Consider the following 15855-nt stretch of genomic DNA (forward strand, 5'->3'; position numbering starts at 1 on the left):
CACTCAGCGGCCTCACGCCCTACGAATACATCGCCAAGATCTGGACGTCAGAGCCAGACCGGTTCATCGTCAACCCGATCCACCAGATGCCGGGACTAAACACCTAAGGGGTCGGACGCCCCCCCCCATTGGAAGCGAGTTTCGGGAATGCTGGCTTCAATTCCCAACGCGGATTATCGACTATCGTGCCGTCGCCGTTCCGGTCGTCGTCGGACGGATAAACCGTTGTGGAGTCGCCGTCGTTGATTGTTCGCCAAGCCACCATTGCTGATCTGGACACGCTGGTGCCGTTGTTCGACGCCTACCGCCAGTTTTATGAGCAACCGTCCGACCTGATCGGCGCTCGATCTTTCCTGTTCGATCGCTTCGAACATCAGCAGTCGATCATCCTGCTGGCTTGCGAGGAAAGCGGGGCTGTCGGTTTCGCACAGCTATTTCCGTCATTCTCGTCAGCCAGGCTCGCGCGCACGTTCATCCTCAATGACCTGTTCGTCTCGCCTGACGCGCGCGGCATGGGCGCTGCACGCGCCTTGCTGGATGGGGCATGTGAGTATGGTCGGAACGTCGGCGCAGCGCGGCTTTCGCTCTCTACCGCTGCCACCAACACGACCGCCCAATTCCTTTATGAAAAGGCCGGGTGGACACGCGACAACAAATTTTACCCTTATGGCATCCCGTTGACCTGACACGTGGACGCTTCTCGTTTGGGAACTTGTGAAATGAAACCGGCTGCGCCTGTCGCGCTGACGGACGCCTGCGAGTTGCACTTTCTCGGAACTGACACCTGGAGACAGAGAACCGGGAAGCTAGGAGCCTCCCAAGGCGATGGGTTTCGGGAAAGCCACTGGCATCGGGGGAGCGGGCAAGATTGGTCATGCGGCGGTCGGCCGCTCAGCGGCTGCGGAGACCCAGTTGCAGACGTTCGGGTCGCCATTAGCGGTGACCAAAAGCGGACGCTTGTTCATGGACCTGATACGTTCGCTCGCTGCTGTGCGTTTCATCTTTCAGGGTCGTGCTGCCAGGAGTGGGATCCAGGGTTTCCACCAACGCCTTGGGGGATCGCCAATGGGATTGGCAGTGATTTTGGCTCAATCCGGTTGCGTAGTCTTTTCCGCGAGCAAGGTAGCGCGCATATCGGACGGAGAGGTACCGTAGACGCGACGGAACAGCTTGGTGAAGTCCGAGGCGCTGCTGCCAAATCCGGCAGCTCGTGCCAGATCCTGGATCGGCGCGGTCGGTGAACTGCGTAGCAGCTGGAGGAACGCGCGCAGGCGGTGGTCGCGCAGATAGGTGGCGATCTTCAAACCCTGGTCCGCAAAGGCATCGTAAAGGCTGGTGCGCGATACGTTGAGCATCGCTGCGATCTTCGCGGTGTTCAGTTCAGGGTCCGCACTGGCGGTGGCGATGATCGTCTTGGCCCGGGCGACCAGATGACTGCGTTCCTCGGCAGGGCTGGCCTCGGCCTGCCGGATCATCGCGACGGCAACGTCCGCGGCGGTCGTCAAGGCGATGTCGAACGTGGCTGGCGACACGTTGCCGAGCGCGTCGACCATATAGCGAACATGAAGGGCGAAGAGATCGGCCAGTTCGCCGCCTGTGAACACCCGCCCGGCAATGCCGGCGAGCCGCGCCGTATCTACAGCCGCCGTTACCCTCGAGCGCGCCAGAAAGATCGCGACGACATGCCCCGGATAGTTGCGCATGACGTGCGGCACCGAGGTATCGAGGGTGAAGACGGCACCCTCCTCGACGTTCAGAAACTGACCATCGGTTTCGACCTCGACCCGGCCATGGCTGATGAAGCAGACCAGCAATCCGTCCATGCTGTCGGCAGCATCGTCCTCCTTGCGCCGCCCGGTCATGCCGGGGTTGCGTGAGATCGCGTGCAGGAAGGCGGCGCTCGATCCGGCGAACCAGCGCATCGTCGTATCGACCGGTTCGCCGTTAAAACTGACCGGCGGGATGCGACGATACAGGAACGCGTTCTCCAGATAGTCCTCGACGCCCGGCGGTGCCTTCAGGCTATCGATCTCCGCCGCCTCGAAATGCTTGGCGCGCCACGGGCGGTAACGGTCGGGTTCGGTCGGCTCCATCGCGGCCGGACCATAGCGTCGTGCGCGAGTAGCGCATGAGGCATTTTGTCCACAACTATAGGCATTTCGTCCGAATACTGCCGACGCGATTACCGATCCGGGACGAATGGACGAAATGCCTGGTGTTCTGGACGAATGGCCAAGCGACGCATGGTTACCCCGAAGGTAAGGCTGAGGCCAACATCAGTCCACAGGGGGCACAGGTCATGGCTTTGGGCAATAACGGCACGCTGCGCACGAACAGTGCGTTGCGCGAGATCGTCAATAACAATCAGGCCGACATCATTATCGGTACCGATGCGGCGGAAGCCTTCAGCTTCACCGATCTGAACGGCGGCCTGTCCGGCGACGACACAATCCGCCAGTTCGGCAAGAACGACGTGCTGCTGAACTACCGCTCGATCTATGACGGCAATGCCGACAACTTGATCGATCTGGGCTCGAACGGTCTGCTCGACATCGATCGCGCCGGTCCCAAGCGTGCCGGCCCCGACCAGATCAAGCTCGAGGGCTTGGGCGGCGGGGCGCTGCGCTACCTCGGCGACAAGCAGGGCTATTCGGTCTATGCCGATGCCAGCGTTCGCCTGAAGGGCTTGACCGAAGGCACGGTCAACAACGACAGCTTCGATGCTGCCAAGGGCGGCAAGGCGTACAGCTTCCTCTACGATACCGCGCTCGGGCTGAACCTCGGCGGGGACACGATCCGCAACTTCGGTGCCGATGACCGCATCGTCACGACGACGAAGTTCTTCGACGGCGGCAACGCCAACGGCACGATCGGGACGGGTGCGAACGGCGTGTTCGACCTTTCGGGAACGAGCGTCAGCATGCGTGGTGACGACGGCGTCGCCAATGGCGGACAGATCGATATCGTCGGCGTCTCGGCATTGTACCTGCTGTCGACCATGAGCGTGAACGGCGTCACCTACTACAGCTACGGTTCGACCCCGAACACGCCCCTACCCCCGGTCAATCGTGCGCCGACCGCACCGGCGACGGCGACGCTGAGCGTGCAGGAGGATGGCCGCACGACGTACAGCGTCATCGGTGCCAGCGACCCCGATGGCGATACGCTGAGCTACACGGTGGCGGCGGGCGATCAGCCACGCCATGGAACGCTTGTCGCGGGCAGCCAGGCCGGCAGCTTCGACTATACGCCCAACCCCGACTTTGCCGGCGAGGATAGCTTCACCATCACGATCAGCGACGGGAAGGGCGGCACCACCCAGCAGCGGGTAACGACCACCGTCACGCCGGTGAACGACGCGCCGACGGCAGCGGCCAGCGTTGCGGTGACGACCAGTGAAGACACCGCAACCGCTGCCACCCGGATCGGTGCGACCGATATCGATGGCGACACGCTGACCTATTCGATCAAGGTGGGCAGTACCCCTGCCAAGGGAAGTGTCGCCTTCGACCAGCGGGCCGGTACCTTCGTCTATACCCCCAACGCCGACCGCAACGGCGCGGACGCCTTTACGATCGTCATCAGCGACGGCCAGGGCGGCACGACCGAACAGCGTGTCGACCTCACGATCACACCGGTGCAGGACCGGATCGCCAACATCGACTTGAACGACATCGCCGCCGGCAAGGGCGGGTTCAAGATCATTGGACAGACGACGTTCGACAACGCCGGCAGCTCGGTATCGGACGCCGGTGACATCAACGGTGACGGGCTCGCCGACCTGATCATTGGGGCGCTGGGCAACGATGCGAACGGTCAGAACAGCGGTACAGCGTACGTCGTGTTCGGCAAGACGGACAGCGTTACGGTCGACCTGAACGCGGTTGCCAACGGTACCGGCGGGTTCAAGATCGCTGGCCAGGCGGCATTGGACAACGCCGGCAGCTCGGTATCGAATGCAGGCGACGTCAACGGTGACGGGCTTGCCGATCTGATCGTTGGATCGGACAGCAACGATGCGAACGGTCAGAACAGCGGTGCGGCGTACGTCGTGTTCGGCAAGACCGACGGTACCACGATCGACCTGAACGCGGTTGCGAACGGCACCGGCGGGTTCAAGATCGCTGGGCAGGCAGCATTCGACTACGCTGGCGTCTCGGTATCGACCGCCGGCGACGTCAACGGCGACGGGTTCACCGACCTCATCGTCGGGGCGTACCTCAACGATGCGAACGGTAGCGACAGCGGCGCGGCGTACGTGGTGTTCGGCAAGACCGATGGCGGTGCGATCGATCTGAACGCGGTTGCCAACGGCACCGGTGGGTTCAAGATCGCTGGGCAGACGGCAACCGACTTAGCCGGCATCTCGGTATCGAACGCTGGCGACGTCAACGGCGACGGGCGCGCCGACCTGATCGTCGGAGCGTACAGCAACGATACGAACGGTCGCAATAGCGGAGCGACATACGTGGTGTTCGGCAAGAAGGACGGCGGTACGATCGATCTGAACGCGGTCGCCAACGGCACCGCCGGGTTCAAGATTAGCGGACAGGCAGAAGGCGACTTTGCCAGCAACTCGGTATCGACCGCAGGCGACGTCAACGGCGACGGCCTCACCGACTTGATCGTCGGCGCGTTCTACAACGATGCGAATGATCAGAATAGCGGTGCGGCGTACGTCGTATTCGGCAAGACCGACGGTACCATGGTTGATCTAAACACGGTTGCCAACGGCATCGGCGGGTTCAAGATCGTTGGGCAGGCGGCATTCGACTACGCCGGCGTCTCGGTATCGCACGCCGGTGACGTCAACGGCGACGGACTGACCGACTTGATCGTTGGAGCCTACGACGGTGCGAACGGTAACGACAGCGGCGCGGCGTACGTCGTGTTCGGCAAGAAGGACGGTACCACAATCGATCTGAACGCGGTTGCCAACGGCACCGGCGGGTTCAAGATCGCTGGGCAGGCGGGAGCCGACTTTGCCGGCATCTCGGTATCGAACGCCGGCGACGTCAACGGCGACGGGCTCGTCGACCTGATCGTCGGAGCAACCGGCAACGATGCGAACGGTAACAACAGCGGCGCGGCGTACGTCATTTATGGATCAAGCGACTGGCTGATCTAAGCGCGTCGATATGCTACCGCTGGAGACATATTTTCCGGCGGTAGCAAGAAATTCGAGTAATCAGATTGGGAATCTGACCCAAATTCGGTCATTCATGGCCCCTTTCGCACTAACCAAGTTCGGACACTCGTTCATCGCATAAAAATTGGGTCTGCCGTCCCGCGTCGTGTCCGCGATTGTCTGAACCCGCTGGACAGCTGCACTTGGCACGCGCCCCACGATCTGTATCGTGAGACAATGTCTCACTCACCTCTGCACTCCCCGCTCAATCCAGCCAATGTTCCCAGCGCACGCTTCTTCGCCGACATCGGCATAACTCCCGGTGCGCGGGTACTCGATGTCGGTTGCGGCAATGGTGACCTCAGTCGGTTTGTGGCTGGGCTTGCCGGGCCAGGCGGCGAAGTCGTGGCGATCGACCGGAGCGAACAGGCGCTGGCGGTAGCGCAAGCGACCGACACGGACTTGGGTGTCGCGCACATCCAGTACCGGGCGGTCGATCTTTCGGGTGACTTGCCCGATCTCGGCCGTTTTGACGCGATCGTCGGCCGTCGCGTTCTGATGTACCTACCCGATGCCGCCAAGGCACTGGAGCGACTAGCGACGATGGCCAATCCTAATGCCGTCTTGGCATTTCAGGAACATGCACGCACCGCCCTTCCCGCAGGACTTGGGCACCTCGCGTTGCACCGCCAGCTTTATGACTGGAACTGGAGCACAGTTGCAGCAGAATGAGGGGATGTGCGGTTGGCGCTACGGCTCGCCGAACTGATGCAGCAATTGGGGCTTTCGGTTGAGCAGGCGCGCGGCGAGGCCATCCTGATCAACCCTAACCAGCCCTCCTTCCTGCCAACACTCACGCAGGCGATGCTGCCGCGAATAGTCGAGCGAGGTATCGCGACCGTGGAGCAGATTGACCCGGACACGCTGGCGGAGCGGATAGAGGAAGAGCATCGCGCTGCGGGTGGTGTGATCGTTTGGGACCTCGCCTTCTTAGTCGCGGCTCGCGCTCAACCTGTCGCTCGCTGAAAAGTCCGCCTTGAGGCAGCTGGGAGCGAGCTGAACGAGGAAATGCTGCCCGGCAGACTTGCGGCCACGAGGACCCACTTCCAAACGTTCGGGCCAGCCTTCCCGTTTCCCAACTCCAGACACTCATTCATGCCCTCGGGACTTCGAAGCTGACGGCGACGTTCCCCAACGAAGCGCCCCGTGGTCCTGACCATCAAATGCCATTGATCTTATCAAAGCACGCTTGCGATCAGACGCGCATCGCCGCCACAAAGGCCTGGAAAGCGGCAGTCGGTTGGCGGCGGCTCGGATAATAGAGGTGGTTCGGCGCCAATATGGGTGCCCAGCCAGTGAGCACTTCAACCAGCGTACCGTCGGCCAGTGCTTGCGCGGCGTGCGGTAGCGGCAGGCAAGTCACGCCCAGCCCTGCCACCGCGGCGTCGCGCATCACGTCGATATCGTTGGTGATGAAGTCGCCGCGGACCGACCGTTCCACCGTCCGGCCGTCCCGCTCGAATTCCCATCGATGTACGACGCCAGACGACGTGTACCGATAACACAGGCACCGATGCGCGACGAGATCATCGGGATCGGCGGGTGCGGGATGGTCGGCGAGGTAGACCGGGGCGGCAACGAAGACGAGTGGCACCGTTGCGCTGATCCGTACCGATATCATGTCGGCCTGCAGGGTCTGCGCGTGCCGGACCCCGCAGTCGAAACGGTCCGCGACGATGTCGACGAACCCGTCGTCGACCACCAGTTCAACCGCGATGTCGGGATAGGCCCGCGCAAAGTCGGCCAGTCGCGGCAGGATGACGTAGAGCGCCGCGACCCGGTGCGCACTGACCCGGATCCGCCCCGCCGGTCGTTCGCGGGCGTTATTCAGGTCGGACAGCGCTTCCGCGACCGAAGCGATCGCCGGCCTCAACCGCGCCAGCAGTTCCTCGCCGGCAAGCGTCGGCGCCAGCGACCGGGTAGTACGGTCGAGCAGCCGGACGCCCAGTTTCGTTTCGAGCGACCGCATCGCATGGCTCAAAGCCGAGGCGGACAATCCAAGACGCGTCGCCGCTCGCGCGAAGCTGCCAGCCTCGACGATCGTCTCGAACACCGCGAGACCGGACCAAAGATCGCGATCCATTCCTGAACATCCTTCAGCAACCCATGCGCCGCAAATGATCTAATCCTCACGCCGTCCGGCGTCCATCTGGAGACCACACACTGCAGGATGCGATCATGAATCTCGACACCTATCGCCCGCTCGGCCGCTCCGGCCTTCTCGTCAGCCCGCTGGCACTCGGTACGATGACCTTTGGCACGCCACGATGGGGGCTGGACGAGAGCGGAAGCCGCGCGGTGTTCGATAGCTACACCGATCTTGGTGGCAATTTTATCGACACCGCCGACGTCTACGCAGGCGGGCGATCGGAGGAGATGGTCGGTAGTTTCGTCGCCGCGCAATCGTCGCGCGATCAGCTGGTGATCGCGACGAAATCGGGGTTTGCAACCGGCCGCGGCTATCATGCAGGCGGCAACGGCGCGCGCCACATCCTGGCGTCCGTCGAAGGATCGCTCCGCCGACTCCGGACGGACTTCATCGACCTGTACTGGGTACATGTCTGGGACGGCATAACCCCGCCCGAGGAACTGTTGCGGACGATGACCGCGCTCGTCGCAGCGGGCAAGATCCGCTACTGGGGTATATCCAACACCCCGGCCTGGTACGTCGCCGAACTCGCGACGCTGGCGCGGATCCATGGCGATCCGGCGCCGATCGGCCTGCAATATTTCTATTCGCTGGTCGAACGCGGCGTCGAAGCGGAGCACCTGCCGCTCGCGCGATCGGCGGGCATGGGTCTCGTGCCCTGGAGCCCCCTCGCCTATGGCCTGCTCACCGGCAAATACGACCGCGCGACCGTCGAGGCGGGTCCGAAGCGCGCAGGCGGCGTCCCCAACCAAGCCGGGCAGGAAGACGCAGCGCGGCCCGCCAACGACAAGCGGCTCGATGGCGACAATCCGTTCGGCGACACGCTGTTCACCGAGCGCAACTGGCAAATCCTCGACGAACTGAAACGCGTCGCCGCGGAGATTGACGAGACGCCGGCGCGCGTCGCGCTGTCCTGGGTGGTCGGGCAGCCTAGCGTCACATCCACGCTGATGGGTGTGAGCCGGGCGGAGCAGGTAACCGACAATGTCGCCGCCCTCGGCCTTACCCTGTCATCCGATCACCGTGCGGCGCTCGATGCGGTGAGCGGTGGCAACCTGTCGTTTCTATACGGCCTGTTCGCCCCCGCCATGCGCAATCAGGTCGTCTTCGGCGGCGGAGACATTCGAAGTTGAACCGTCATCCTGGAGCCGATCGCCCAAGACGAAATCTGCGCGTGGTCGGCTCCAATCGACAAACTCCGCGTTTGAAACCGTCCGGTCTACAGCAAGTTCGTTTGCCGAACGCCGGCACGGGGATAGTCATGCGGATCGGAATCATCGGGGCGGGAATGGCGGGCCTTTCGTGTGCGCAGACGCTTCGTCATCAGGGTCACAACGTCATCGTGTTTGACAAGGGCGCGGGCCGGGTGGCCGCATGTCGACCCGCCGCATCGACACCCCGGTGGGGGAGGCCGCATTCGATCACGGCGCGCAATATCTGACGGCACGCGATCCCGCGTTCGTCGCGCAGGTCGAGCGCTGGGCGCAAGACGGCCATGTCGCTCGCTGGTCGCCCGCTGGCCCGGATGCGTGGGTCGGGACGCCGGCGATGAGCGCACCGATCCGTGCGATGGCGAACGGCGGCGACGTCCGCTGGAACACTGCCATCGACACCCTGACCTATGATGGCGAATGGTGGATCGGTAACGAGCGGTTCGACGCGGCGATCGTCGCGGTGCCGGCCGAACAGGTCGCGCCCTTAGTCACCGCCCACGATGTCGCATTGGCCGATGCAGCCCGTTCTGCATTGTCCGATCCGTGCTGGACCGTCATGGCAGCATTCGACGGTCTTGTACCGATCGATCACGATCGGCTTACGGATCTCGGCATCATCGGATCCGCTGTCCGCAACTCGGCCAAGCCAACTCGGACTGGACCGGAGGCCTGGGTCCTTCAGGCCAGTGCCGATTGGTCGCGCGCGCATCTCGAAGACGAACCGGACACGGTACAACGCGCGCTTCTCGCGGCGTTCGCGGATAATATCGGCGCCGAATTGCCTGCCGTCATCGCGACCAGCGTTCATCGCTGGCGGTATGCGAGGGTCGACGCGTTGAACCACGGCGCGATCTGGAACGCTGATATCCGGCTAGGCGCCTGCGGCGACTGGCTTCTCGGACCGCGGATCGAAGCTGCCTGGCTGTCGGGACAGCATCTCGCGGAGTTCGTCGGATCGACAAATCGGGCTGTTTCCAAACAGCATGTCCGATGCTGAGACCCAGAACCCGCCGTTCAAACAGATTTACCGCAGCCCGAAAATCGGCCTTTCGTTCATTTTTTTCTACCACTCCAACTAACCCCGGGCCGGGGAAGACCGGCAACCGAAAAGGTCGCGTACGCTTCAGCACTCGAACTTGCGCCGACGTAGAGATCGAACGTGCCGGGATCGATCACCCAGCCCTTCGCGGCACTGCTCCAGTATTGGAGGCTGCGTTCGTCGAGTTCGAAGCGCACCGTCCGCTGCTCGCCTGCGCGCAGCGATACGCGTTCGAACCCCTTCAACTCGCGGACCGGACGCGACGCTCGGCCCGATCGCTGATGAACATAGAGCTGCACCACTTCGTCCCCGGCGCGGGTGCCGCGATTGGCCACCGGCACCGACACGACGACGCGTCCGCCGGCACCCATGGTAGCAGTATCGAGCACCGGCGCACCGATCTCGAAGGTCGTGTAGCTGAGCCCGTAACCGAAGGGAAATTGCGGCGTGGAGGGAATATCCCAATAGCGCTTGCCCTGATCCTTGGGCGCATGGGTCGTGTTGTGCGCGTAATAGATCGGCACCTGCCCGACGCTGCGTGGCCATGTTACCGGCAGCTTGCCGCCGGGATTAACGTCGCCGAACAGCGTGCGCGCGATCGCGGTGCCGCCGCGCGTGCCACCATACCAGGCGTGAAGGATCGCCGGCGCGCGCTCGATCACCGCCCCCAGTTCGAGCGGACGGCCGCTCATCGTCACGACCCGCACCGGCTTGCCGGTCGCCAGCATCGCTTCGAACAGGCGCAACTGGTCGCCCGGCAGCTTCAGGTCGGAGCGTGAGGCCCCCTCGCCGCTCATATCCTCCGCCTCGCCGAGCGTCAGGATGATCAGATCGGAACGCTTGGCGAGCGCCACCGCGCGATCGAACTCGCTTGCCGCGCGGGCCGCGTCCCAACGCGGTTCGGGCTTCGCCGCGCCGGGGATGGTGATCGCTTCGAACATCGACGGCACGTCGCGCTTGAGTTGCACGCCTGGCGCAGTCTCGACGGTCGCGGCCGACCCTAGCCGATCGCGGACGCCCTCGAACACCGTCACTGTTTCGGGCAGGTCGTACTGGAACGCCCAAGGTCCGAGCATGTCACGCTTCGAATTGGCCATCGCCCCGATCACCGCGACCCGCTTGTGTGCGCCCGCCACCAGCGGCAGGGCACCGCCCTCGTTCTTCAGCAGCACGAACGAACGCTCGGCCGCGGCCTGCGCCTCGGCGCGATGGGCGGGATCGGCCAGAGTCTTTTTGGCTTGCGCTTCGTCGACATAGGGGTTTTCGAACAGTCCCATGCGGAACTTGCCGATCAGGATGCGACGCACCGCACGGTCGAGCACCGCCTCCTTCAGCTTGCCCGCTCGCACCGACGCCGCCAGCGTCTCGGCGGAAGCGGCGGGGCCGAACGACATTTCCATGTCGTTGCCGGCATCGATGCTGCGCACCGCCGCATCGGCTTCGTCGCGGGCGAAATGCTGGATCACCTGGTTCTTGGTGCCGTTGGCGTCGGACACGACCCAGCCGTCGAAGCCCATCTGATCGCGCAGCACATCGGTCAGCAGCCATTTGTTGCCGACCGCCGGCACGTCGTTGAGGTCCATGTAGGCGCTCATGACATTGCCTGCGCCGGCCTGCACCGCCGCGGCAAAGGGCGGCAGGATGACGTTGTAGAGCTGCGGTTCAGAGATATAGACGCTGTCGTAATCGCGTCCGCCTTCCGCCGCGGCATAGCCCGCGAAATGCTTGGGGCCAGAGACGATGTGACCGGGCGCACCGATCGCCGGACCCTGAAATCCCTTCACCTGCGCGCGTGCCATCGCCGAACCGAGGAACGGGTCCTCCCCCGCCCCCTCGACGATGCGGCCCCAACGGGGATCGCGGGCGATATCGACCATCGGCGCGAAAGCCCAGTGAATGCCGACCGCGCGCGCCTCGGCAGCGGCAACCGCCTGCGCCCGCTCGACGCCGGCCGGGTCCCATGATGCGGCATTGGCGATCGGTACCGGAAAGATCGTGCGGAACCCGTGGATGACGTCATACCCGAAGATCAACGGCACCTTCAGCCGCGTCTCCTCGACCGCCACGCGTTGCAGCCGGTTGATGACGGCGGGGTCGGTGACGAACAGCAGCGATCCGACCTTGCCCCCCTTAACGATCGGAGCGAACTGCTCGAACGCGCCGAACATGAATTGCTGCGATACCTGCCCCGCTTTTTCCTCCAGCGTCATCGCGCGCAGCAGCAGGTCGGCACGCTGTTCGGCGCTCATCCGGGTATTCATCCACGGTTGCGCCGCCGTCTTCGCCTGCCGCGCGGCAAGCGGGGCACCGACGACGACCGCCCCTGCCGCCAGCGCCAACGCACTGGCGGCAACCATCTTCTTTCGCATCGCGATCCTCCCCCTGTTCGCCATCTTACTTCTTGACCGGAATGGTAGCGAGGTCGCGATCGATCGTCGCCAGCAACTGGTCGGTGAACTGGTCGGGCAGATAGGTCTGCAACCCGTACAGCGTCGTGCCGCGCGCCATGTCGAGCTGCGGGTTCTTGAGGAACGCCGGCACATGCCGTTCGAGCACCGTGCGCGTCGCCGGATTGTCGAGCAGTTCGCCGATCGGCGTCGTCAGCGTGGTGTAGCGCCCCGATGCCTTGGCCGCGGCCAATGCCCGCGACAACTTGTCGATCTCGGCACCCCATGGATCGCGCACGACCACCACCTTCCCGTTTGCGGCGAAGTCGGCGATCGTATCGTTGGCGCGGGTATAGCGCAGCCAGTTGGGCAGCGTGCCGCCGTTCGGATCGCCGCGCTTAACGAAATTGGCGAGATAGCTGCTCATCGCCTCGCCGACGCCCTCGTCCTTGGCGTTCGTCTGCGCGCCATATTTGATGCGGGTGTTGTCGAAGAAATAGGGGATGTCGGTCGCGTGCTGCGCCCCGCCCTGCCCGATCGAGTCGGCGACATAGGAGAAGCGATAGCCATAGACCGGCACGCCCTTGTCGGCGATCAGTGCCGATGCCTCGCGCCCGCCGGCGATCATGAAGCCACTCTTGCCGCCGATATCGGCGCTGGTCGCCCCGATCATCATCGGCATGCGGGCAAAGCGATCCTGTTCATATGCCTTGCGCACGTCGACCACGACCTTGCCATCGACGAACGGCCCCGAATTGGTCGGTGGAGCGCCTGCCCGGCCGGACATCTGCGCCATGTTCAGCCCGTCGAGCACGTCTTCCGCCGACAGCGCGCGCAAGCGTTGCAGCGCGTCAGGGGCGGCGGGGTCGATGCCCTTGGTCCGGGCGAAATTGCTGCCGATCTTTTCCACATCTGCCAGCGTATTGCCGGTGAACGCCTTGGCATCGCCGCCCGACATCACGACCGCCTTGTCGAACAACCCCTTCGCTTGCGGAGAGGTGACCAGCGCATGGACCGAGATGCCGCCGGCGCTCTCGCCCGAAATGGTCACGTTCGCCGGATCTCCGCCGAACGCGGCGATGTTGCGCTTGACCCATTGCAGTGCGGCGACCTGGTCCATGATCCCGTAGTTACCCAGCCGCCCGCCATCGGCATTCGCCGCGGTCAGTTGCGGCAGCGCGAAGGTACCGAAGCGACCGACGCGGTAGTTGAAGCTGACGAACACCACGCCCTTCTTCGCCATGTTCGCGCCGGCATAGGTCGGCGGGGAGGCGCCACCGTTCACGAAGCCGCCGCCATAGATCCACACCAGCACCGGCAGCTTGCCCTTGGCCCCGGCCGGCCGCCAAACATTGGCGTACAGGCAGTCCTCAGCCGGGGTCGTGCCGAGCGGCGCTGCGTCGCTCGGGAACGGCTTCTGCATGCAGTCGGCGCTATATTGGGTGGCGTCGCGCACCCCGGTCCATTTCGCCGCGGGTTGCGGCGCGCGCCAGCGCAGCGGACCGACCGGCGGCGCGGCGAAGGGAATGCCTTTCCAGCTTTCCACGCCATCGGCGACCTGCCCGCGCACGGCACCGTTGTCGGTGCGGATGGTGGGGCCGGCAGGCTGCGCCACGGCGGGAATGGCGGTCAGCGCGGTGGCGACAATCAGGGCCTTGGTGATGCGGTTCATCGGTGTGGAATCCTTTGGGCTAGGCGAGGTCAGGAAGCGGGGCAGAGCCGGGCGCCCTTCAGCGCAGCGGCGAAGGGGATAAGATCGGCTTGGGCGGTGCGGTCGGCGGACGATCCGCCGAGGGTGAAGCCGATACGGCCGGTCGTCGGGCGCCAGCAGCTTTGCGCAACGTCGTAATCGGACACCGATCGCGGATCGACGGCGATGCTGACCGTGCGGCTCTGGCGCGGAGCCAGATCGACTTTGGCAAAGCCAGCGAGGCGGCGGGGCGCTTCCCAACCCGGTGCGGCGGCGTAGAGCTGGGCCACCGCCTTGCCGGCAACGCGGCCGGTGTTCGCGATCTTGAAGCGCGCCTCGATCGTGCCGTTCTTCGCGGTCAGGACCAGGTCGCTGTAGCGAAAGTCGGTATAGGACAGGCCGTGGCCGAAGGCGAAGGCCGGGGCCAACCCCTTCGCATCGAACCATTTATAACCGACCGTCGCGCCTTCGGTATAGCGGAACTCACCCTTTGCCGGTGGCTGCGAATGGGGCAACTGGTCGAGGCTGGCGGGGAAGGTCATCGGCAGGTGGCCTGACGGATTGACCCGCCCGGTCAGCACGTCGGCGATCGCCTCCCCGCCCTCGGTCCCCGGATACCAGGCGGTGAGGATGCCGGCGACGCGCGGTGCCCAAGGGGTCAGCACCGGTCCGCCATTTTCCAGCACGACGACGGTGCGACGGTTGGCGCCCGCCACCGCATCGATCAGTGCGTCCTGGTTATAGGCCAGCGTCAGCGACACGTCGAACGCCTCCCCAGCCCATTGCGTCGCGAACACGATGGCGAGCTCGGCCTGTGCGGCAGCGGCCGCCGCCGCCGCGCGATCGGTGCCGTCGATAAAGGTGATCGTCGCGCCGGGCAGACGGCGGCGCAGCGCCTCCAGCGGCGAGGACGGATAGTACATGACCGGCCCCGGCCAGAAGGTAGGTTGCAGCCCCGGAACGGCATTGCTGCCCTTGGGATAGACCAGCGACGATCCGCCGCCCGCCAGCACGCCCTTGTCGGCATGGCCACCGATCAGGACGATCCGCTTGGCGCTCGTCGCCAGCGGCAGGACGTTGCCGCTGTTCTTCAGCAGGACGATCGCTTCGGCCGCATCGGCGCGGCTGACCGCAGCGTTGCGTGCGAGCATGTCGGCGGGCAGGTCGAACGGTGCGGCGGTCACCGGATGATCGAACAGGCCGTGACGCAGCATCGCATAGAGGATGCGCCCGACCATCGCGTCGATCCGCGCTGGCGGCACCCGCCCGTCGGCGATGGCGCGACGCATATCCTCGCCGAAGAACGGCTTCACATCGAAGGGATAGCCCGATTGCTGATCAAGCCCCGCCGCCGATGCCGCCTCGGTCGAGTGAGTCGCGCCCCAATCGGACATGACGAAGCCCTTGAAGCCCCAGTCATCGCGCAGCACCTTCGTCAGCAGCCACGGATTTTCGCACGAAAACGGTCCGTTGACGCGGTTATAGGCGCACATCACCGCACCCGGATCACCGCGCTCCATCGCGATTTCAAAGGCGAGCAGGTCGGACAGCTGCGCCGCCTTCGGGTCGATCACCGCATTGCCGGCGTTGCGGTCGGTCTCCTGATCGTTCAGCGCGAAATGTTTCATCGTGGAGATGACATGCTGCGACTGGATGCCGGCGATCTGCGCCCCCGCCATCGTGCCCGCCAGCAGCGGGTCTTCGCCGGCATATTCGAAATTGCGGCCGTTGCGCGGTTCACGCGTCAGGTTGACGCTGCCGCCGAGCAGCACGTTGAAGCCCGAGGCATAGGCCTCCGCCCCGATCATCGCCCCGCCGCGCCGGGCGAGCTCCGGGTTCCAGGTCGCGGCTGTGGCGAGGCCGGAAGGAAGCGCGGTCCGTTCGCGCTTGCGCTTGGCCCCACCCTGGCTGGCGACGCCGATCCCGGCATCGGCCTGCCACTGAGCGGGAATGCCGAGCCGGGGGATACCGGGCACATAGCCGGCCGACCCTTCGCGCGCACCGGCGGGGGCGGTGAACTGCTTCGGCGGAAAGTCGGTCGCGAACTGGCCGAAGATCAGCGTCAGCTTCTCCTCAGGCGTCATTGCCGCCAGCAACGCGGCGACGCGCGCCTCGGTCGGCTGGCCGGCGTCCATCCACGGGCCGGTCGCGACCGGAGGCGTCTGGGCGACGGCTGTCATCGGCACCA

12 protein-coding genes and 1 pseudogene are annotated in these 15855 nt (G+C 64.6%); 8 read left to right on the forward strand and 5 right to left on the reverse strand.

The annotated features are described in order from the left end of the window. Together ASE90_RS19615 and ASE90_RS07160 are read left to right on the forward strand one after the other, a co-directional pair. A pseudogene (locus tag ASE90_RS19615) lies at positions 1-107 on the forward strand (IS481 family transposase); the annotation flags it as partial. 120 nt (positions 108-227) lie between these two features. Beyond that, positions 228-686: a GNAT family N-acetyltransferase gene (locus ASE90_RS07160; RefSeq protein WP_055998362.1), complete on the forward strand. Its 459-nt coding sequence runs from the start codon at positions 228-230 to the stop codon at positions 684-686. 402 nt (positions 687-1088) lie between these two features. Here the strand turns inward: ASE90_RS07160 and ASE90_RS07165 are convergent, their stop codons facing one another. Beyond that, the gene (locus ASE90_RS07165; protein WP_055998366.1) at positions 1089-2093 is read right to left on the reverse strand and encodes an AraC family transcriptional regulator; all 1005 of its coding nucleotides are present in this window, start codon (positions 2091-2093) and stop codon (positions 1089-1091) included. A gap of 206 nt (positions 2094-2299) precedes the next feature. On the opposite strand from ASE90_RS07165, the gene ASE90_RS07170 reads away from it, so the two are divergent. From ASE90_RS07170 to ASE90_RS07180, 3 genes are all read left to right on the forward strand, one after another. Continuing rightward, entirely contained in the window at positions 2300-5128 is a 2829-nt protein-coding gene (locus tag ASE90_RS07170) for a tandem-95 repeat protein (protein ID WP_162235065.1), read from the forward strand. A gap of 237 nt (positions 5129-5365) precedes the next feature. Continuing rightward, positions 5366-5860 carry a class I SAM-dependent methyltransferase gene (locus ASE90_RS07175; protein ID WP_082449645.1) on the forward strand — a complete coding sequence of 165 codons (495 nt, stop codon included), beginning with the start codon at positions 5366-5368 and terminating at the stop codon, positions 5858-5860. A gap of 12 nt (positions 5861-5872) precedes the next feature. Next, positions 5873-6154: a hypothetical protein gene (locus tag ASE90_RS07180; protein WP_156361494.1), complete on the forward strand. Its 282-nt coding sequence runs from the start codon at positions 5873-5875 to the stop codon at positions 6152-6154. Between the two features lie 229 nt (positions 6155-6383). Here ASE90_RS07180 and ASE90_RS07185 read toward each other — a convergent pair whose 3' ends face one another. Then, positions 6384-7271 (reverse strand): LysR family transcriptional regulator, encoded by an 888-nt coding sequence (locus ASE90_RS07185; protein WP_055998375.1) that lies wholly within the window; start codon positions 7269-7271, stop codon positions 6384-6386. A 95-nt stretch (positions 7272-7366) separates the two neighbouring features. Here ASE90_RS07185 and ASE90_RS07190 point away from each other — a divergent pair, with 95 nt between their 5' ends. The 3 genes from ASE90_RS07190 (at position 7367) to ASE90_RS07195 (ending at position 9548) form a co-directional block, all read left to right on the forward strand. After that, positions 7367-8470, forward strand: coding sequence for an aldo/keto reductase (locus tag ASE90_RS07190; protein ID WP_055998378.1), 1104 nt, complete (start codon positions 7367-7369; stop codon positions 8468-8470). Between the two features lie 155 nt (positions 8471-8625). Then, the gene (locus ASE90_RS20915; RefSeq protein WP_321163775.1) at positions 8626-8778 is read left to right on the forward strand and encodes an NAD(P)-binding protein; all 153 of its coding nucleotides are present in this window, start codon (positions 8626-8628) and stop codon (positions 8776-8778) included. A gap of 107 nt (positions 8779-8885) precedes the next feature. Further along, positions 8886-9548 carry a hypothetical protein gene (locus ASE90_RS07195; protein ID WP_321163774.1) on the forward strand — a complete coding sequence of 221 codons (663 nt, stop codon included), beginning with the start codon at positions 8886-8888 and terminating at the stop codon, positions 9546-9548. A gap of 56 nt (positions 9549-9604) precedes the next feature. Here ASE90_RS07195 and bglX read toward each other — a convergent pair whose 3' ends face one another. The 3 genes from bglX to ASE90_RS07210 are packed head-to-tail and all read right to left on the reverse strand — an operon-like array spanning position 9605 to position 15847. Further along, positions 9605-11959 carry a beta-glucosidase BglX gene (gene bglX, locus ASE90_RS07200; protein ID WP_200910833.1) on the reverse strand — a complete coding sequence of 785 codons (2355 nt, stop codon included), beginning with the start codon at positions 11957-11959 and terminating at the stop codon, positions 9605-9607. Positions 11960-11984: 25 nt separating this feature from the next. Next, on the reverse strand, positions 11985-13649 hold the full coding sequence (locus ASE90_RS07205) for a carboxylesterase/lipase family protein (protein ID WP_055998381.1): 1665 nt from the start codon (positions 13647-13649) through the stop codon (positions 11985-11987). Positions 13650-13678: 29 nt separating this feature from the next. Beyond that, positions 13679-15847 (reverse strand): glycoside hydrolase family 3 C-terminal domain-containing protein, encoded by a 2169-nt coding sequence (locus tag ASE90_RS07210; protein ID WP_082449648.1) that lies wholly within the window; start codon positions 15845-15847, stop codon positions 13679-13681. Between the last annotated feature and the right edge of the window lie 8 nt (positions 15848-15855).

The sequence above is a fragment of the Sphingomonas sp. Leaf67 genome (assembly GCF_001421965.1).
In the GTDB taxonomy this organism is placed as follows: Bacteria; Pseudomonadota; Alphaproteobacteria; order Sphingomonadales; family Sphingomonadaceae; genus Sphingomonas.

Excerpts from the sequence above, each read along its gene's own strand:
- ASE90_RS07165 (WP_055998366.1), bottom strand. The coding sequence starts at position 2,093 with ATGGAGCCGACCGAACCCGACCGTTACCGCCCGTGGCGCGCCAAGCAT.
- ASE90_RS07170 (WP_162235065.1), top strand. The coding sequence starts at position 2,300 with ATGGCTTTGGGCAATAACGGCACGCTGCGCACGAACAGTGCGTTGCGC.
- ASE90_RS07175 (WP_082449645.1), top strand. The coding sequence starts at position 5,366 with ATGTCTCACTCACCTCTGCACTCCCCGCTCAATCCAGCCAATGTTCCC.
- ASE90_RS07185 (WP_055998375.1), bottom strand. The coding sequence starts at position 7,271 with ATGGATCGCGATCTTTGGTCCGGTCTCGCGGTGTTCGAGACGATCGTC.
- ASE90_RS07190 (WP_055998378.1), top strand. The coding sequence starts at position 7,367 with ATGAATCTCGACACCTATCGCCCGCTCGGCCGCTCCGGCCTTCTCGTC.
- ASE90_RS20915 (WP_321163775.1), top strand. The coding sequence starts at position 8,626 with ATGGCGGGCCTTTCGTGTGCGCAGACGCTTCGTCATCAGGGTCACAAC.
- ASE90_RS07195 (WP_321163774.1), top strand. The coding sequence starts at position 8,886 with ATGAGCGCACCGATCCGTGCGATGGCGAACGGCGGCGACGTCCGCTGG.
- bglX (WP_200910833.1), bottom strand. The coding sequence starts at position 11,959 with ATGCGAAAGAAGATGGTTGCCGCCAGTGCGTTGGCGCTGGCGGCAGGG.
- ASE90_RS07205 (WP_055998381.1), bottom strand. The coding sequence starts at position 13,649 with ATGAACCGCATCACCAAGGCCCTGATTGTCGCCACCGCGCTGACCGCC.
- ASE90_RS07210 (WP_082449648.1), bottom strand. The coding sequence starts at position 15,847 with ATGACAGCCGTCGCCCAGACGCCTCCGGTCGCGACCGGCCCGTGGATG.